This window comes from Azospirillum rugosum, from assembly GCF_017876155.1.
GTDB classification, from domain to species: domain Bacteria; phylum Pseudomonadota; class Alphaproteobacteria; order Azospirillales; family Azospirillaceae; genus Azospirillum; species Azospirillum rugosum.
Window position 1 is genome coordinate 65,248 of sequence record NZ_JAGINP010000035.1, and the last position, 19,619, is coordinate 84,866.

At 69.6% G+C, this 19,619-nt stretch carries 7 protein-coding genes; 2 read left to right on the forward strand and 5 right to left on the reverse strand.

The window, feature by feature from the left end:
• Positions 1–54: 54 nt before the first annotated feature.
• A complete protein-coding gene (locus J2851_RS32920) occupies positions 55–14,055 on the reverse strand; it encodes a Calx-beta domain-containing protein (RefSeq protein WP_209772446.1) in 14,001 nt (4,666 codons plus the stop codon).
• A gap of 634 nt (positions 14,056–14,689) precedes the next feature.
• On the opposite strand from J2851_RS32920, the gene J2851_RS32925 reads away from it, so the two are divergent.
• Positions 14,690–16,462, forward strand: coding sequence for an SLC13 family permease (locus J2851_RS32925; protein WP_246501093.1), 1,773 nt, complete (start codon positions 14,690–14,692; stop codon positions 16,460–16,462).
• Positions 16,463–16,487: 25 nt separating this feature from the next.
• Here J2851_RS32925 and J2851_RS32930 read toward each other — a convergent pair whose 3' ends face one another.
• From J2851_RS32930 to J2851_RS32940, 3 genes are read right to left on the reverse strand one after another with little or no spacing between them, the layout of a single operon-like run.
• A complete protein-coding gene (locus J2851_RS32930) occupies positions 16,488–16,757 on the reverse strand; it encodes a DUF5985 family protein (protein WP_209772450.1) in 270 nt (89 codons plus the stop codon).
• Complete coding sequence (locus tag J2851_RS32935; protein ID WP_209772452.1) at positions 16,757–17,023, reverse strand: DUF5985 family protein; 267 nt, start codon at positions 17,021–17,023, stop codon at positions 16,757–16,759. The genes J2851_RS32930 and J2851_RS32935 overlap by 1 nt, the downstream gene beginning before the upstream one ends.
• Position 17,024: 1 nt before the next feature.
• Entirely contained in the window at positions 17,025–17,396 is a 372-nt protein-coding gene (locus tag J2851_RS32940) for a hypothetical protein (RefSeq protein ID WP_209772455.1), read from the reverse strand.
• Between the two features lie 87 nt (positions 17,397–17,483).
• Between J2851_RS32940 and J2851_RS32945 the strand changes: the two genes are divergently transcribed.
• Positions 17,484–17,786 (forward strand): chloride channel protein, encoded by a 303-nt coding sequence (locus J2851_RS32945; protein WP_281416127.1) that lies wholly within the window; start codon positions 17,484–17,486, stop codon positions 17,784–17,786.
• Between the two features lie 105 nt (positions 17,787–17,891).
• Here J2851_RS32945 and J2851_RS32950 read toward each other — a convergent pair whose 3' ends face one another.
• Positions 17,892–18,977, reverse strand: a complete 1,086-nt coding sequence (locus J2851_RS32950; RefSeq protein ID WP_246501094.1) for a potassium channel family protein — start codon at positions 18,975–18,977, stop codon at positions 17,892–17,894.
• Between the last annotated feature and the right edge of the window lie 642 nt (positions 18,978–19,619).

Consider the following 19,619-nt stretch of genomic DNA (forward strand, 5'->3'; position numbering starts at 1 on the left):
GATCGGGGGAATGTCCCGATGCCCGCCGCCGGAGCGTCCGTCACTGGATCCCCATCATTGGAACCAGGCGTCCGTCACGCCGGTGACGCCGACCACGGTGATGGTGCTCTTGTCGGACAGGGTGAACACCGTGCTCGTCCCGACGGTCTTGGCGGCCGCCTTGAGGTCGGCGATGCTGACGCCCGGGCTCGCGAAGCCCAGGAGATCGTCGTCGGCGTTGAACTCGAACACGTAGTCGTTCCCGCCACCGAGCGTGAACGCGAAGATGTCCTTGCCCGCACCGCCGATCAGCCAGTCGTCGCCGGCGAAGCCCCACAGCACGTCGTCGCCATTCCCGCCGAACAGCGTATCGTTGCCGTCCTCGCCGATCAGGGTGTCGTTGCCGGCGCCACCGTCGATCAGGTCGTCGCCGCCGCCGCCGCCGAGCAGGTCCGCCCCCGCCCCGCCAAGGATGGAGTCGGTTCCGTCCCCGCCGACGATGGTGTCGTTGCCCTCGTCGCCGGTCAGCAGGTCGTTGCCGGCCATCCCGAACAGCACGTCGTCGCCGGTGCCGCCGATGGCCGTGTCGTTGCCGTCCTCGCCGATCAGCCAGTCGTTGCCGGCGTCGCCGCTCAGCAGGTCGTTGCCGGCACCGCCGCCGACGAGGTCGTTGTCGTCGCCGCCCATGACCGTGTCGTCGTCGTCGCCGCCGTGCAGGGTATCGTTGCCGACGTCGCCGGCCAGCAGGTCGCGGCCGGTGGTGCTGACCACGACGTCGTCGCCGCCGCCGCCGCTGGTGGTGTCGTCGCCCGGACCGAGGTTGATGGTCTGCGCCGCGTCGTCACCGATGGTCCGGCTGTTGCCGGCGCCGCCGGTGAAGGTGCCGCTGCCGACGATCGCCGCGAAGTCCACCTCGTTGAGGACGACCGAGCCGCCGGGGTTGCTGCCCATGTTGAGGATCAGCGCTTCCCGCGGGGCCCCGTTGGTGGACGTGCCGGTGATGGTGACCGGCCCGGTGCCCGTGGGCGTCAGCGTGCGCAGCGTCAGCTGGCCTCCGGCGCTGCCGGCGAAGCTGCCCACCGCGTTGCGGATGTCCGCGCTCCGGGCGTCGGGCAGGAGGGTGGCCAGCATGCCCGCGAAAATGCCGGCCATCTGGCTGCTTTCCACCGTGGACTGCGGGCCATGGGCGGTGAGGCCCGCGCCCGCCGACACGTTCGCCTGGAGAAGCGGGGCGTTGCCCGCATCCTGCATGAGGGAGACCGTGGCGCCGTCCCGGCGGTCCGCCGGTACGGTCTGGGGAAGGCCGGTTTCGACGAAGGGAACGTTGACGCCGGCCGGCGCGCTGCCCTGCCGGGTCCGGACCACCACGCCGTTCACCGTCTCTTCACCCACCGGCTTGGTGCCCCCGCCACCGGAGTTGCCGTTGCCGGACGGGACGTCGTCGTTGCGGATGGTGCCGGTCGCCGCCGCCGTCTGGATGGTTCCGCCGCTGGCGTTGGCCAGGGTGACGGTGAAGGTTTCGTCGGCCTCCACGTCTCGGTCGGCCTGGACGTTCACGGTGATCCGGGCCGTCTGCTGGCCCGCCGCGAAGGCGACCGAGCCCTGCGGCAGCGCGTTCCCGGCGAAGTCGCCGGCCGTGGCCGGAGCGGCTCCGCTGCCCGCCACCGTGTAGGACGCGGTGGTCGCGCCGGACAGGTCGCCCGTGCGGGTAACCAGGAAGGTCAGCGCCGTCGTGCCGTCGTTGCCTTCCGCGGAGCTGCCGGTTTCCGCGGCGATGGCCAGGGACGGCGGATCGGCCGGCGGCGGAGCCGTGTTCTTGATGACGCCCGTTGCCACCGCCGTGCCGAGGGTGGCGCCGGCGGGGTTGGACAGAGTGACCGTGAAGGTCTCGTCCTGCTCCGCCAAGACATCGGCGGCGATGAAGACCTCAATGGTCTTCGTCGTTTCGCCGGCCGCCAGACTGACCGTGCCGCTGGGGAAGCCGAAGTCGAAGTCGTCCGCCGCCGCCGGATTCGGCCCGCTGCCGGCGATCGTGTAGGCGACGCTGACCGGGTCGAGCGCGTTGTCGCTGCGGGTGACGGTGAAGACCGCCTTGGCCTTCTGCCCTTCCTGCACCGTCGCGGACGTCGCGGCGATGTCGAGGCGGGGGGTGAGCGCGCCGTCGTCGTTCTCGATCGTTACCGTCGCCCGCGGGGCGGCGATGACCGCCTTGGTCGCCGCGTTGGCCTGCTGCGACAGGGTGACCGCGAAGGATTCGTCGGCCTCCGCCACCGCGTCGCCGGCGACCGCGACGGTGACCGTCGCCGAGGTCTGGCCGGCGGCCAGCGTCACCGTTCCGCCGGGGAGCTGCCCGCCGAAGTCGGTGGCGTCGACCGCCGACGCGCCGAAGCCGGTCACGGCGAAGTCGAGCACGAGGTCGGTGCTGGAGTCGCCGGTGCGGTACACGTCGAACACGACATTCGTGCTTCCGCTGTTGCGCTCCGTCACCGTGGCGGTGCGGGCCGCGATGGTCACCACTGGGGCGGCGGCCGGCGCGTTCGCCGTGGTGGACTGCTGCGTCGGGGCGTCCGCCAGCGTGGCCCCCTTCAGGAAGCTGGCGTCGCCGGTGAGCGCCACGTCGAGCAGGGCCGCCTGCCGCAGCGCCGGATCGGTGATGCCCGCCGCGTCCAGCAGCGCCTCCGCACGTTGGCGCAGGGCGTCCGGCAGCGTGTCCACGGACAGGACCTGCCGCGGGAAGCTGCGGTCGGTGTAGGTTGCCGTCGTTTCCCCCGGCCGATAGTCGAACAGCGAGGTCTGCTGGGTGACCCGCCAGCCGTCGGCGTAGCTGCCGTACAGCACCGCATAGTCGACCGGCTGCGACAGCACCGTGCCGTCGGCCAGGGCCAGGTCGTTGGACGGGTTGCCGTCGAGGTTGCCCATCAGGCCCTCGATCGATCCCGCCGCGCGGGTCGGCGACAGGAAGAGCTGGAGGTCGACGCGGTCCGCCTCGACCGTGACGATCATCTGCTCCTGGTTGGCGTACACGACGGTGTAGACGTTTCCGGAGCGGAAGATGTGGCCGTCGCCGACGGCGATCGACCCGGCGCTGTCCGGAATGTCGGTGACCGCCCCGTCGACGCGCAGCGGATGGCCGGCGTCGAGCGCGTTGATGGACACCCGCGCAGCACCGATCCTGGTCGCGACCGCCGTGTTGACCGACACGGCGTCGCCCATCGCCGCCGTGCGCAGCTGCACGATCCGCTCGTCGCCGGACTTGGCGTGGACGTAGGTGAATTCGCCGACCGCCTGGAAGCTGTAGTAGAAGCCGTCGAAGGTGACCAGATGCGGGTCGCCCCAGTTGGCGCCCGGACGGAAGCCCGGCGGCAGCGGCGGCGCCTGATTGTCGTCGTTCAGGATCGTTCCGGTCGCCTGCCGGTTGCCGAGCTTGACGTTCGAGCCCGCCGCCGGCGTGCCGAGCGTCACTGCGAAGGTCTCGTTCGCCTCCGCCACCGTGTCGCCGACCACGTCGACCGAAATGGTCTTGCTGGTCTCGCCCGCGGCGAAGGTGACCGTCCCGTCATAGGGCAGGAAGCTGCCCAGCAGGTCCCCGGCGCCGATTGGGCTGCTGCCCGTGCCGGCGACGGTGTAGCCCACCGTCACGTTGCTGGTCGTGTCGCCGGCACGGGTCACCGTGAAGGTGAAGCGGGTGGAGCCGCTGTTGCCCTCCGCCTTGGACAGCTGGCTGGGCTCGATGGAGACGACCGCCGGCAGCGCGTTCGACGCGGTGCCGCCGGTCATCGAGAAGCGCCACAGGCCGTTCGAGCCGGTGTTGCCCGCCGTGGTGTCGAGGGCGAGCATCCCCGCCGCATCCCCCGACTGGGGCAGGATGAAGACGCCCGCGGCGTCGCCGTTGCCGGCGGTGTAGCCGGCCTGCGCGACGGCCCCGGTGCCGCCGGTCTGCGCCCAGGTCACGGACTCGTAGCGGAACTCCGCGTCGAAGTCCCCGGCCTGGCGTCCCGCCGCCCCGGCGGCGTTGGTCAGCACGAGCTGGAAGGCGTTGCGCGCCCCGTCCGTGCCGCCGTTCGCGGCCACGTCGTCCCAGGTGATGATGATGGTGCCGGTGGCCGGGTCCAGATCGTAGTAGACGCGGTTGGTGCCCTGCGAGGTGCCGCCCGGCGTCGCCGCCCCGGTGCCGCCCCGCGTGTCCACGTCCGACAGGAACGGCGCGATGATCGCCGGGGCCGAGGCCGACAGCGCGTTGGCCGACGGGCCGGTGGACAGCGGCCCGTCGAAGGAGATGCTGCCGTTCGTGTTGATGTAGAAGCCGGTGTAGACCTTGCCGAAGACGTTGATGCCGTCCGCGAAGATGGACCGGACGTCGACGAAGCCGCTCGACCCGTCGTTGCTGCGGTCAAGCTCGTTCTCGCCGAAGCCGGCGGACCCGCCGAGGCCGCTGATCAGGCGGGACCCGATCGCGGCGACCGGCGTCAGGTCGACGGTCTTGTCGGTGAAGCGCAGCTCCTCCGCCGCGGTGACGCGGGCGACGCCGTCCGCCTTGGTGCCGCGGGCGTGGGTGACGGTGACCGTCGTGCCGCTGTTGACGATGTCGTAGTTCGCCCAGGCGTCGGTGAAGACCACCGCGTCGTTTCCCGCACCGCCGTTGATGTCGTCGGTGCCGCCGCTCGCCTCGAACCGGTCGTTGCCGTCGCCGCCGTTCAGCGTGTCGTCGCCCGCACCGCCGTTCAGCGTGTCGTCCCCGGCGTCGCCGGACAGCAGGTCGGCCCCGTCGCCGCCGCTCAGGCTGTCGTTGCCCTGGCCGCCGGACAGGCTGTCGTTGCCGCCGTTGCCGAACAGACGGTCGTCGCCGGCTTGGCCCATCAGCCGGTCCGGCAGGTCGCCGCCGTTCAGCGTGTCGGCGTCGGCGGTGCCGGTCTGGATCACGCTGGCGCCCCGCGCCAGCACGCCGGCGCTGCCGTCAACTTCCTGCAGCTCGTGGAAGCCGGTCAGCGTCAGGGTGGCGTCGGCCACGCCGTCGCCGTTGGTGTCGAACAGCAGCTGCGTGGCGGCGCCGCCGGAGGTGACGAAGCGGAAGCCGACCTGCGCGCCGCCCGGCTGGGCCACGGTGCCGGTGAAGGGACCGCTACCGACGAAGGTGAAGGGAATGCCGGACAGGTCGATGCGGTCGTCCCCCATGAAGTCGGTGATGCGGTCGCCGTTTGCCTCCGCCACGCTGGCGTAGCGGAAGGTGTCGCTGCCCTCGCTGCCGCTCAGCACGTCCTCGCCGGCACCGCCGACCAGCGTGTCGTCGCCCGTCCCGCCATGCAGGAAGTCCGCGCCGGCCAGGCCGTCGAGCCGGTCGTTGCCGGCGCCGCCGGCCAGGGTGTCGGACGCGGCACCACCGGTAAGCGTGTCGGCGCCGTCACCGCCGGTGCTGTTGACCGCGGTCACCCGGATCAGGACGCCGGTGTTGGCCGGATCGACGGCCAGGGCGTGGGTCCCGGCGATGTGGATCACGCGGTCGGCCACGCCGTCGCCATCCACGTCGAACTGCAGGTCGGTCGTGGCAAAGGCGCCGGACCCGGTCTGGACCACGTTCACCGCCACGCCGCTGCCGTAGCGCTGGGACAGCGGCGTCGTGCCGAGGAAGGTGGCCGAAAGGCCGGAGATGTCGATGCGGTCGCCCGTGGCGAAGTCCGTGATGACGTCGCCGTCGATGTCGGTGACGCGGGCGAGCAGGAAGGTGTCGTTGCCGGCACCGCCGGTCAGCTCGTCCCGCCCGTCCGACCCGGTCAGCGTGTCGTCGCCGTCGCCGCCGCTCAGCGTGTCGTTGCCGGCCCCGCCGACCAGGCTGTCGTTGCCGTCGCCGCCGCTCAGGCCATCGCCGCCGTCGCCGCCGTCCAGCGTGTCGCCGCCGCTGCCGCCGTCCAGCGTGTCGTTGCCCCCCGCGCCCGACAGACGGTCGTCGCCGTCGAGGCCGGCGAGGCTGTCGGCGCCCTCGCCGCCCGCCAGAGTGTCGGCCGCCGCGGTGCCGGTCAGGCTCTGGTTGGAGATGCGAACGAGGACCCCCGCATCCGCGCCGTCCTCGCGCAGGGCATGGGCGCCGGCGAGTTCGATCACTGCGTCCGCGATGCCGTCGCCGTTGCCGTCAATCTCCACGCGGGTGCGCTGCTGGCCCTCCGCACCGGTCACGGCGTAGCGGACCTGCGCCGGACCGAGATTCGCGGCGGAACCGGTGAAGGCGCGGTCGCCGATGAAGCTGGCCTGGAGCGCCTTGAGGTCGAGCCGGTCGCCGTCGGCGAAGTCCTGGATGCGGTCGCCCGCGGCGTCGCCCACGGTCAGCACGCGGAACACGTCGGCGCCGGCGCCGCCGGTCAGCGTGTCGGCCCCGTCGCCGCCCGTCAGCGTGTCGTCGCCGTCCCCGCCGTCGAGCCGGTCCCGGCCGGTCCCGCCGGACAGCAGGTCGTTGCCGGCGCCACCGACCAGCGTGTCGTCGCCGGCGTCCCCTGCCAGCGTGTCGTCGCCCGCGGTGCCGCCGAACCCCTGGCCGCGGGCGCGGACGAGGACGCCCGGCGCGTTCGGGTCGATCTGGAGGATGTGCTCGCCGGCGATCTCGATGCTGCGGTCGGTCCTGCCATCGCCGTTGAGGTCGATCTGCAGCAGGGTGTTCCGGTAACCCGGCTCGCCGACCGCGGACACGCGGACTTGCGCGGCCCCAGTCCCGCTGAAGATGGCGGTGCCGATGAAGGCGGCGTTCAGGGCCGACAGGTCGATCCGGTCGCCGTCGGTGAAGTCGGTGATGCGGTCGCCCGCGATGTCGTCCGCCGTGAAGACGAAGGTGTCGTTTCCGGCGCCGCCGGTCAGGCGGTCGGTGCCGAGGCCGCCGACCAGCGTGTCGTTGCCGGCGTCGCCCGCCAGCGTGTCGTCGCCGGCCCCGCCGGTCAGGCTGTCGTCGCCGGCCCCGCCGATCAGGCTGTCGCGCCCGGCGCCGCTCTCCAGCGTGTCGGCGTCGCCGGTCCCGGCGAGCACGAGGTCGTCGATGCGCACCAGGACGCCCGGGTTGTTCTGGGCCGTCGCGAGCGTGTGCGTGCCGGACAGGACGAGGGTGCGCTCGCCGATGCCGTTGCCGTCCAGATCGAAGACGAGCCGGGTTTCGGACAGCGGCCCGCTGCCCACCACCACCACGTTCACCTGCGCCGGTCCGGGCTGCGCCACGGTGCCGGTGAAGGCCGCAGTGCCGATGAAGGTGGCGTTCAGGTCGGTGATGTCGATGCGGTCGCCGGAGCTGAAATCGGTGATGCGGTCGCCGTTGATGTGGCTGGCCTTGTTGAAGCGGAAGACGTCCTGGCCGGCGCCGCCGGTCATCAGGTCGCCGCCGGGGCCGCCGTTCAGCGTGTCGTTGCCGGCGCCGCCCTCCAGCGTGTCGATCCCGTCGCCGCCGATCACGACGTCGTTGCCGTCCCCGCCGATCACGAGGTCGTTGCCGTAATCGCCGCTCAGCGTGTCGTTGCCGGCACCGCCCGTCAGCGTGTCCGGACCGGACGCGCCAGTCAGGCTGTCGTTGCCGTCCCCGCCGGTCAGCGCCTGCCCGGCCTCCGTCACCAGGACGCCCGACGGAGCCCCGGCCAACTGGACCAGCGGCACCACGCCGTCCAGCGTCAACGCCGCGTCGCCGGTGCCGTCGCCGTTGGCGTCGAGGACCAGCGTCGTGCTGCCGGTGCCGTAGAACACGCGCAGCTGGGCGCTTCCCGGAGCGGCGGGGGTGCCGCTGAACTGGGATTCCCCGATGAATGTCGCCCCGAGCGCCGACAGGTCGAGCCGGTCGCCCGCGGCGAAATCGCGGATGCGGTCGTTGTGCATGGCCGCCGGCGAGTCGTAGACGAACTGGTCGTCACCCTGGCCGCCCTCCAGGCTGTCGGCCCCGTCGCCGCCGATCAGCACGTCGGCGCCCAGGCCGCCCTGCAGCAGGTCGGCGCCGCCGCCGCCGATCAGGGTGTCGTTGCCGGCGCCGCCGGCCAGCGTGTCGCGGGCGGTGCCGCCGACCAGGGAATCATCGCCGTCCGTGCCGGCGAGCGTCTGGTTCGGCACGCGCACGAGCACGCCCGCGGCCTGCGGATCGGCCGCCAGGTCGTGCTCTCCCACCAGCGTGAAATAGCTGTTGGCGTAGGGGTAGCCGGAGGAGGCGATCTCCACGCGGGTCATTCCGCCCGCCACCACCGAGCGCACCTGGACCGGGCTGGAATTGCCGGGGGTGCCGCTGAACGGCGCGGACCCGATGTAGACCGCGTTCAGCGCCGACAGGTCGATGCGGTCCCCGTCGGAGAAGTCGCCGATACGGTCGTTGAACAGATCGGCGATGTTGGTGAAGCGGAAGGTGTCCTTTCCGTCGCCGCCCATCAGCTGATCGGCCCCGGTGCCGCCGTCCAGCGTGTCGTCGCTCTGGCCGCCGTCCAGGCTGTCCGCCCCGTCGCCGCCGATCAGCATGTCGGCGCCCAGGCCGCCGCGCAGGATATCCGCCCCCGAACCGCCGTACAGCAGGTCGTTGCCGCCGCCGCCGTCCAGGCTGTCGCTGCTGGCATAGCCGAAGAGGGTGTCGTCGCCGGCACCGCCGGACAGGGTGTCGCGGCCCGCGGCACCGTCCAGCGTGTCGTTGCCGTCCGTCCCGGTCCGGAGCCGTTCCGCCACGCGGATCAGGACGCCCGACGCGTTCGGATCGACGGCCAGCCCATGCTCGCCCGACAGGACGATGCTGCCGTCGACCCGGCCGTCGCCGGTCGTGTCGAACTCAAGCTGCGTGTCGTCGCCGACCGTCCGCAGGCGCACCTGCCCCGGCCCCGGAGACTGCGTGCTGCCGGTGAAGGGGTCCTCGCCGATGAAGGACACGTTCAGGGCGGACAGGTCGATGCGGTCGCCGGTGGCGAAATCGGTGATGCGGTCGCCCGCCAGTTGGGTCGAGGCGGTGAAGCGGAAGGTGTCGCTGCCCTCGCCGCCGATCAACAGGTCGGCGCCCTCGCCGCCGTTCAGCGTGTCGTCGCCGGCCCCGCCGTCGAGCACGTCGCCGCTGCCCAGGCCGTTGAGGACGTCGTTGCCGCCGCCGCCCCACAGGCTGTCGAAGCCGGCGCCGCCGTTCAGCGTGTCGGCGCCCTCGGTCCCGACGATGGAACGGTCCTCGAGGCGCACCAGCACGCGGGGCGTCCCGGCCTGCTCGCCCAGCGCGTGGGCGCCGGCCAATGTGAGCGTCCGGTCGATGACGCCATCGCCGTTGCTGTCGAATTCAAGCGTCGTGCTGGCGACGTCGGCCCGGTAGCGCACCTGCGCCGGGCCGGGGGAGAAGACGCTGCCCGTGAAGGTGCCATCCCCGATGAAGGTGACGTTGAGCGCGGACAGGTCGATGCGGTCGCCGGCCGCGAAGTCGGTGATGACGTCGCCGCCGATGTCGCCGAAGCTGTCGAACCGGAAGGTGTCGTTGCCCTCGCCGCCGGTCAGGGTGTCGCGGCCGGTGCCGCCGTTCAGGACGTCGTCGCCGGCGCCGCCGGACTGGCTGTCGTTGCCGCCCATGCCGCGCAGCAGGTCGTTGCCGGCCCCGCCGGAGATGCTGTCCGCCCCAGCGCCGCCGTCCAGCGTATCGTCCGCCGCCGTCCCGGCCAGCACGCGGTCGGGCACCCGCACCAGGGTGCCCGGCGACCCGGCCTGCTCGGTCAGCGCGTGGGAACCGTTCAGGTTGATGGTGCGATCGGTGATGCCGTCGCCGTTGCTGTCGATCTCCAGCATCGTGGTGCCGACATAGTCGGAGCGGAGACGGACTTCCGCCTTGCCGGTGCCGCCGTTCATGCTGTTGCCGGAGAAGGCGGACTCGCCGATGAAGGTGGCCTTCAGGGCCGACAGGTCGATGCGGTCGCCCTGGGCGAAATCGCTGATGAAGGTGGACGAGACGGTGGAGTAGCTGAAGGTCGTTCCGGGCTGCGGTGCGACGATGCGGAAGGTGTCGTTGCCGGCACCGCCGGTCAGCGTATCGTAACCGACACCGTCTTCCAGGATGTCGTCACCCGCGTCGCCCGTCAGGCTGTCGTTGCCCGCCAGTCCGCGCAGCAGGTCGTTGCCGGCCCCGCCGGTCAGCGTGTCGCGGCCGGCGCCGCCGTCCAGCGTGTCGTCCCCCGAGGTGCCGTTCAGCGTCCGGTCCGGGACGCGCACCAGGATGCCGGGCGACCCCGCCAGCTCTTCCAGTCCGGGCGCGTTGTTCAGGTAGATGTAGTGGTTCGCGCTGCCGTTGCCGTCGGTGTCGACCTCCAGCACCGTGCTGGAGTCCATCCGCAGGCGCACCTGCGCCACGCCCGGGTTGCTGGACGTGCCCGTGAAGGCCGCGCCGCCGATGTAGGTGGCGCCGAGGCCGGTCAGATCAATGCGGTCGCCCAGGCTGAAGTCGGTGATGTTGTCGTAGACATAGACGATGTAGCCGGAGCCGGGGGTCTCGATCCCGGCCATGGTGAAGCGGAAGGTGTCGTTGCCGGCACCGCCGGTCAGCAGGTCGGCGCCCTTGCCGCCCTCCAGCGTGTCGTCCCCGGCGCCGCCGTCCAGCGTGTCGTTGCCGGCGCCGCCCTCCAGCGAATCGGCGCCATCGCCGCCGAGCAGGCTGTCGGTACCCGCGAAGCCGCGCAGCAGGTCGTTGCCGGCGCCGCCGCTGAGGGTGTCCAGGCCGGCGCCGCCGTCCAGCGTGTCGTCCGCGCTGGTGCCGGTGAGGTTCCGGTCGCCCACCCGCTCCAGCAGCCCGGGGGAGCCGGCGACCTGCTGCAAGGCGTGGTTGCCGGTCAGGCTGAAGCTGCGGTCGGACATGCCGTCGCCGTTGCTGTCGATCTCCAGGACCGTGGACCCGAAGTCCAGCCGGTACCGCACCTGCGCCGGTCCCAGATTGTTGTAGTTGCCGGTGAAGGCCCCGTCGCCGATGAAGACGGCCCCCAAACCGGTCAGGTCGAGGCGGTCGCCCTGCGCGAAGTCGGTGATCGTGTCCCCGCTGACGTCGGCGAGGCTGGAGAAGCGGAACGTGTCGTTGCCGGCCCCGCCGCTCAGGCTGTCACCGCCGGCGCCGCCGTCCAACGTATCGTCGCCGGTCCCGCCGGACAGGCTGTCGTTGCCGTCCATGCCGAGCAGAAGATCGTCGCCGCTGCCGCCGTTGATCGTGTCGCACCCCGCACCGCCGGTCAGGGTGTCCTTCCCATCGGTTCCCGTGAGCGTCCGGTCGGGAATCCGCTCGAACAGGCCGGGCGAGCCGGCCACCGGCTGAAGCGCGGGCGCTCCGGTCAGGCTGATCGTGCGGTCGGACATCCCGTCGCCGTTGCTGTCGATCTCAACGACGGTGGTGTTGGCATTGACGGTGATGCGGATCTGCGCCGGGCCGTTGCTGACGTAGCTGCCGGTGAAGGCCCCGCTGCCGATGAAGGCGGCGTTCACCGCGCTGAGGTCGAGGCGGGCGCCCTGCGCGAAGTCGGTGATGACATCGCCCTCGATGTCGTTCAGGACGAAGCGGAAGGTGTCGTTGCCGGCCCCGCCGGTCAGCGTGTCCGTGCCGGCGCCGCCGTCCAGCGTGTCGTCGCCTTCGCCGCCGATCAGGCTGTCGCTGCCCGACTGGCCGCTCAGCCGGTCGTTGCCGGCGCCACCGCTGATGGTGTCGCGGCCGGCGCTGCCGGTCAGAGCGTCGTCCCCATCGGTGCCGGTGAGGGTCTGGTCGGGCACCCGTTCCAGCACGCCGGGCGACCCGGCCACCTCCCGCAGGGCGGGCCCGCCGTTGATGTAGATGTAGCGGTCGGCAAAGCCGTCGCCGTTGCTGTCGATCTCCAGCGACGTCTGCCCTGTGTAGGTGCGCACGCGGATCTGCGCCGGGCCGTTGCTGGCGGAGCTGCCGGTGAAGGCGCCGTCGCCGATGAAGGCGGCGCCCAGGCCGGTCAGGTCGATGCGGTCGCCCTGCGCGAAGTCGCTGATGAGATCGCCGTTGACGTCCGCCAGGCTGGAGAAGCGGTAGGTGTCGTTGCCGGTCCCGCCGGTCATCGTGTCGGTGCCGGCCCCGCCGTCCAGCGTGTCGTCGCCGGCCCCGCCGATCAGGCTGTCGTTGCCGCCCAGACCGCGCAGCCGGTCATTGCCGTCGCCGCCGCTGATGGTGTCGCGCCCGGCCCCGCCGTCCAACGATTCATCCGCCGCCGTCCCGGTGACGGTCTGGTCGGGGACCATTGTGAGGATGCCGGGCGAGCCGGCCACCTGCTGGATCGCCGGTCCCCCGTTCAGGGAGATGGACCGGTTCGAAAGGCCGTCACCATCGGTGTCGATCTCCAGCGTCGTGTTGTAGGTGGTGGCGTTGATCCGCACCTGCGCCGGACCCTTGTTCATGTAGGTTCCGGTGAAGGCGGATTCGCCGATGAAGGTGGCGCCCAGCGCGGACAGGTCGATGCGGTCGCCCTGGCCGAAATCGGTGATCGTGGCGTAACCGTAGCTGGCGGTGGTGGAGAACAGAAAGGTGTCGTCGCCGGTACCGCCGGTCAGCGTGTCGTAGCCGATCCCGCCGTCCAGCGTGTCGTTGCCGGCGCCGCCGGTCAGGCTGTCGTTGCCGGCCAGGCCGAGCAGCCGGTCGTTGCCGCCGCCGCCGTTGATCGTGTCGGCACCGGCGCCGCCGGTCAGTACGTCATCCCCTTCGGTGCCGGTCAGGGTCAGATCGGGCACCCGTTCGAACAGGCTGGACGAGCCCGCCACCTGCTGCAAGGCGGGAGCGCCGTTGATGTAGATGGAACGGTCCGCGAAGCCGTCGCCGTCGCTGTCCATCTCCAGCGTGACGCCGGAATCCGTGCGGAGGCGGACCTGCGCCGGCCCTTTGTTCGCGTAGGTGCCGGTGAAGGAGCCGGTGCCGATGTAGGCGGCGTTCAGGGCCGACAGGTCGATGCGGTCGCCCTGCGCAAGGTCGGTGATCTGGGTGCTGTTGTAGCCGGAGGTGCTGGAAACGGGGCCGAACAGGAAGGTGTCGTTGCCCGCACCTCCGGTCAGCGTGTCGGAACCGGAGCCGCCGTCGATCGTGTCGTCCCCGGTGCCGCCGGCCAGGCTGTCGTTGCCCGCGAAGCCGCGCAGCAGGTCGTTGCCGCCGCCGCCGCTGATCGTGTCGCGCCCGGCCCCGCCGTCCAGCGTCTCGCCCGCTTCCGTGCCGGTGAGCGTCAGGTCGGGCACGCGCTCGAACACGCCGGGCGAACCGACCACCTCCTGCAGTCCGGGCGACCCGCTGATGTAGATGGAGCGGTCGTTGAAGCCGTCGCCGTTGACGTCGATCTCCAGCGTGGTGCTGGCGAGGTCGGTCCGCAGGCGGACCTGCGCCGGCCCATTGTGCATGGAGTTGCCGGTGAAGGCGCCGCTGCCGATGAAGGTGGCGTTCAGGCCCGACAGGTCGATCCGGTCGCCCTGCGCGAAGTCGGTGATCCGGGCTTCGTTGTAGGCGAGCACGCCGTTCGTCCCCGGGAAGAGGAAGGTGTCGTTGCCCGCACCGCCGGTCAGCGTGTCGTTGCCGGTCCCCCCCTCCAGCGTGTCGTCGCCTTCGCCGCCGGACAGGCTGTCGTTGCCCGCGAAGCCGCGCAGGCGATCATTGCCGCCGCCGCCGCTGATCGTGTCGCGTCCGGCGCCGCCCGCCAGCGTTTCGCCCGTCTCCGTGCCGGTGAGCGTCAGGTCGGGCACGCCTTCGAGCAGGCCGGGCGAGCCGGCGACGGCCTGGAGGGCCGGTCCGTTGTTCACATAGATGTAGTGGTCGGGGTAACCGTCGCCGTCGCCGTCGATCTCAAGAACCGACGTGGCGAAATCGACCCGGTAGCGGACCTGGGCCGGTCCCCTGTTCATGGGGGAACCGGTGAAGGCGCCGGTGCCGATGTAGGTGGCGTTCAGGGCCGACAGGTCGATGCGGTCGCCCGGGCCGAAGTCGGTGATTTGGTCGTTGCTGATGTCCGCAAGGCTGCTGAAACGGAAGGTATCCGCCCCTTGCCCACCGGTCAGGATGTCGTAGCCGCCAGCTCCATCCAGCGTGTCGTTGCCGGCTCCCCCCGCCAGTGTGTCGTTCCCCGGAGTGCCAGCCAGCTCGGACATCGAATACTCCTTTTGTGCAATATTGCTCGGACTTTCCTCCTACCCGTGCACCCCAAATTTTTCAACCGCGGGTTACCAACCAACAATGTGCTGCGACACTCTTGTCATCTGAAGAAATGACAGGACTACAAAGCGGCGATCATCGCTCTAAAAAATATCCATTTAATGACATTCAGCGGCAACCTTGCGCGTTTTTTAAACACCAATGCTGCAAACCAACGCGTCTGTGACCATGTGTCGCAGCGCTACACCCGTAAAATCAATGGCTTATTGAAAAAGACGATGCCCTTTGGCTCTCCCCCTTGGAGGATGGAGCAACGATCTAGTCTTGAGAACATTGTTCTCCTCGTAATTCATCCGATCAGTGTTATGAGTCGGAAAACGGGTATTGCGCCGACGCCACGGGTATGAATGTGGAACACGCAACCGGTCCGAATTGCCGCGTTGCGTGCGTTGATGAGATGAACCTGTCCGTTATCTGGCACTGCCGTGCCGAAAACGGGGGGACGTCCATCTCATCACAGCAGGGTTGGAGGCCGCTTTTCAAAATGGCTTAATGGGTGCATCGCCGGACGGGTGCGCCTGCGCAAGCGTGGCCGTCCTCACATCCGATCGCACGCTGAGAGGACCTCGATTGACTGCCGACCAGATCTTCGTCCTGATCCTGCTGGCGGGCGTGTTCGTCGCGTTCATCCGGGAATGGGCCCCGGCCGATCTGGTCGCGCTGTCGACGACCGCCATCCTGCTGGCCACCGGGATCCTGACCACGAACGAAACGCTGGAGGTGTTCAGCAACGCCGGCGTTCTCACGGTGGGCGCCATGTTCGTCCTGTCGGCGGCGCTGGACCGCACCGGCTGCATCGAGGCGCTGGGCAACGCGTCCCTGGCCCTGGTCGGCCGATCGCGCCGGGTGGCGCTCCTCGGGCTCATCCTGCTGGCGGCGGCGGTGTCCGCGGTGATCAACAACACCCCCGTCGTGGTGATCCTGACGCCGGTGGTGATCCGGCTTTGCCATCATCTGAAAATCGCGCCATCCAAGATGCTGATCCCGCTGTCCTACGCGGCTGTCTTCGGCGGCACCTGCACGCTGGTCGGCACCTCGACCAACCTGCTGGTCGATGGGGTGGCGCAGCGGCTTGGCCAGCCGGCTTTCGGGCTGCTGGAGATCGCCCCGCTCGGTCTTCTCATGACCGCCGTTGGCGCGGCCTACCTGATGCTGGTCGGCGACCGTCTGCTGCCGGTGCGGGAGACGGTCTCGGACCTGCTGTCCGGGCAGCCGAAACGGCAGTTCCTGACGGAGATGATCGTCCCGCCCGCGTCGCCCGTCATCGGCAAGTCCCTGGACGAGGCGAAGCTCGCCAACCTGTCCGGCGGGCGGGTGGTCGACGTCCTGCGCGGGGACGAGAGCTTGCGCCGCAACCTGCCGGCGGTGCGCCTGGAGGCGGGCGACCGCCTGCTCTTCAAGACGGCGGTGCAGGGCGTTCTGGGGCTGCGCGAGCTGGCCGGCATCGCGTTCGAGGGCGGCGCCAGCCTGCAGGAGGTCACCACCCGGCGCACGGCCATCGTCGAGGGCATCGTCGGGCCGCGCTCCAGCTTCGTCGAGCGCAAGCTGTCGCACTTCAACCTGCGCCGCCGCTACGGCGTCTATATCATCGCCGTGCATCGCCAGGGGATGAACCTGCGCGACAAGTTCGAGGACGTCCGCATCGAGGTCGGCGACACCCTCCTCATCGAGGGGCCGCCCGACGGCATTCGCCGTCTGGTCGAGACGGGCGACCTGATCAACCTGACCGAGCCGGAGCATCACCCCTTCCGGCGCGACAAGGCGTGGCTGGCCGTTGCCGCGATCCTCGCCGTGGTCGTGCTGTCGGCCTTGGACGTCATGCCGATCGCCGGACTGGCGCTGATCGCCGCGGTCGCGGTGGTGGTGGCCGGTTGCCTGCCGCACGCCGATCTCTACAAGTCGGTGGACTGGCGCATCCTGTTCATGATCTTCGGCATGCTGCCGTTGGGACTGGCGCTGGAGAAGACGGGCGCCGTCCTGCTGGTGGCGGACCTGGTCGCCGGCGCCGCCGGCCGCTTCGGCCCCCACCTCGTCCTGTCGCTGATCTACCTGCTGGCGCTGGTGCTGACGGAGGTCGCGTCCAACAACGCGGTCGGCGTGCTGCTGACCCCCATCGCCATCGGCGTCGCCCACCACCTGGGGGTCGATCCGCGCCCTTTCATCGTCGCCGTGATGTTCGCCGCCTCCAGCGGCTTCGCAACCCCCATCGGGTACCAGACGCACCTCTTCGTCTATGGCGCCGGCGGCTACAAGTACATGGACTTCGTGAAGATTGGCCTGCCGCTCGACATCCTGTTCTGGATCGTCGCGTCGCTGGCGATCCCGTTGATCTGGCCGTTCTGACGGGCCGTGCAGGGTCCACGGGGGCTCATCGGCCGTTCAGGTTCTTGCGGACGATCGCCACGATGATCAGCCCGAAAGCGACGAGACGGATCAGGTACATCCATCCCGATTCCTCCCGGGCGGGACTGCCCAGCGCCACAACGGCCTGGCCGAGCGCCAGAAGCCCGAAGGCGCCGGCGAAGTTGAGGAAGAGCCCATCCTTCGTGCGGCGCCAGAAGCGCAGGAAGAACAGCCCGGCGACCGCGTAGCCCATGGCGATCATGCCCGACAGGAAAAGGTACGTCTCCGGCATCATCACTCGGCATCCCAAACAAAGCCGTACAACAGGGCGCCGATGCCGCCAAGGGCGGTAAGATGGCGCAACGGCCGCAGATCGATCTGCGGCAGGATGAGCATATCGACGAACAGCAGGAGATTGTTCGCGGCAAGGCAAACGAAGCAGATCGCGCTCCACAGCAGCAGCCGGCTGCGCGTTCGGGCGTAGCTCCGCACCAGCAAGACCATGCAGACCACACTGGCTGCAAAGCACAGCAGATAAACCGACGATCCGATCAATTCCATGTCATTCGTCCCTGCGGAAACGAAAGGCGTCAGCGAAATTCTGGATTTTGTCCGAGGACACCGACCGAAGGGCTTTGACGATCGCCGTCGGTTGCGCAGCGTAAGCGGACGCGATCTCCCCGACCCACGACTCGAAAGCCGGCGAGGCGGGTTGATAGCGAACCCGGCCATCCGGCTCATCGGCCGCCAAGCCGGACTGCTGCAGGTTCGTCAGCGCCTCTTGCACGATCACCGTGCTGCTGCGCGACTCCCGTATCAACTCCTCGGCGTTCCATGCCCGTCCGGCGTCGCGACGCAGCAGCAAAAGGATTTCCAGCGTCCACACCGTCCGGATGGAACTTTGAAGAAGCGTCAAGGCATCAGTCGAAAGCACACCGCTTATCCATCGTCTGTTTCGGCTTGCGGATGACCTCAGAACAATTGCCGATATTCGGCAGCGGGCGTTGGGGGGCGAAGGCCGATGTCTGTACACAATGGTTCCATTGGCGTCCATACTCCTTCCGGTAAACGCAGGCAGGGTGCGGTGATCCTGCTGGCGATGACCGGCTATTTCGCCGGGGCCGTGCAGGCGCCCCTGACCGCGGTGATCATCGTCATGGAGATGAGCCGCGACCTAGCCACGCTGTTGCCGCTGATGCTGACGGCGCTGCTGGCCTCCAACGTCGCGCGGCTGGTGTCGCCCCACTCGCTCTGCCACGCGCTGGCGGAGGCCTTTCCGTACAGCCATCGGGAAGAGCCGCCGGAGGCGCGGCCAACCCCCTAGGCACGGCTGTCAAACCATGATCGGGCGGCTTGCGACATTGTCGATGGCTGCAGCGGGGAGCAGGCTCCCTGCCGCTTCCCCCGTCTGCGGAGGTGCGGCTGGAGGCTACCAGGGTTCCGCCTCTTCGCCCGACTGCGGCGGGCTGATGATCAGCAGCAGGTCGTTTGGCTGGACGATGTAGCGGTTGCGTTCGGTGAAGGCGATGTTGCGGCCATGGCTGTGGACCTGCACCACCACGCCGGCGTCGATCTCCGCCATGGTCTTGCCGACGTCGTCGGGCTCCGCCCGGCGTTCGGTCAGAACCATCCGGCCGCCGGCCGACATCAGGTCGCACAGAAAGGGGGTGGCGTGCTGGCTGTCCACCGCGTCGGCCATCAGATAGCCGCCGATCTTCGGCGGCGACACCACGAGGTCGGCCCCGCTGAGGTTGGCGAGCTTGATGTTCTCCTCCTGCTTGATGTTGGCAACGATCTTGGTGGCGGCCGACAGGTGGCGCACGGTCAGGATCACCAGGATGGTGGTGTCGTCGCGGCCGGTGCTGACGATCACCGCCTTCGCCTGGCCGACGCAGGCCTTGGTCAGCGTCTCCTCGCTGGTGGCGTCGCCCAGAAGGCCGATGAAGCCGGCGTCGGCGGCCACCTGGATGCGATCCTCGGATCCGTCGATGACGACGATCCGGTCAGCGGGATGGCCCTTGGCGACGGTTTCCTGCGCGGCGATGAGCCCGCTGTGGCCGAAGCCGCACAGCACGATATGCCCGTGCAGCTGCTTTTGAATTCGGCTCAATCGAAATTCCTCCACGATGCGCTGCACGACGAGTTCGTAGGCGGTGCCCAGGAAGATGAACCAGATGAAGACGCGGATCGGCGTGACCGCAAAGGCGTCGATCAGCCGGGCGGTTTGGCTGACCGGGACGATGTCGCCGTAGCCGACGGTGGTCACCGTGATCATGGCGAAGTAGAGGACGTCAGGAAAACTGATGGAGCCGTCGATCTGGTCCTTCAGCCCGTCGCGGTCGAACCAGAACACCGCGATGACCAGCGCGATGAGGGCGATGACGATCGTGATGCGGACCAGCAGGGTCTTTTCCGGCGACAGGCCGGAGCGGACGTGCAGAAGCCGTCCCTTGCGCGGAGAGGGCTTGAGCCGCCTGGCGGGGGTTCGCTGCTCGACCGGTTTCTGCATCGACATTCGTCCGTTCGGATCCTCCGTGAGCACTGAATGCCTGAACGCAGGGTGGCGCCTCTCGGACGCGCGACAGGGCGCGCAAAGTCGAAAACCGCGTCCAACGCTGGATGCGCGTCGGGCATGAACGATCAAAGCAGCACCGGGCTCTCTGGGGCCTCTTCCGGCTGCTCCGGCGTGAGCAATCAGGCCATCTCACCCAACGAACGCGGCATGGGCCAAGGAATGACGCGGCAATCGTTGCCCAACCCCTCCGGAACGCAGTGGGGACGGCCTTCGGGCGGACGCCGACCAATGTGGCGGGGCCGCTCTCCAGTGCGGGGGGCGCGGGCGATTTCCATGCGGTGGGCCCAGAAACGCCAAATCCAGCCATTGTGGGCTGGATTTGGCGCTGCGCCGCGTTGTCGTTTCGATCGTCGCTTGGTGCGATCTGCCCGTTTTAAGGCGTTTCCTCCCAGACTCCGGCCGCGGTTCCTTCTTTATCGGCCTTCCCGCGCAGCGGCAAGACAAAACAATCCGTAACGCCGCCGATGTCTGTGCAGGGCAATTGCACTTGAAATCCCTCTCCCGTCCCGGGAGAGGGAAGGGACCCGCGCGAAGCGTGGGAAGGGTGAGGGTGCCGACAAGGATCAGCGACTTGATCCTTGT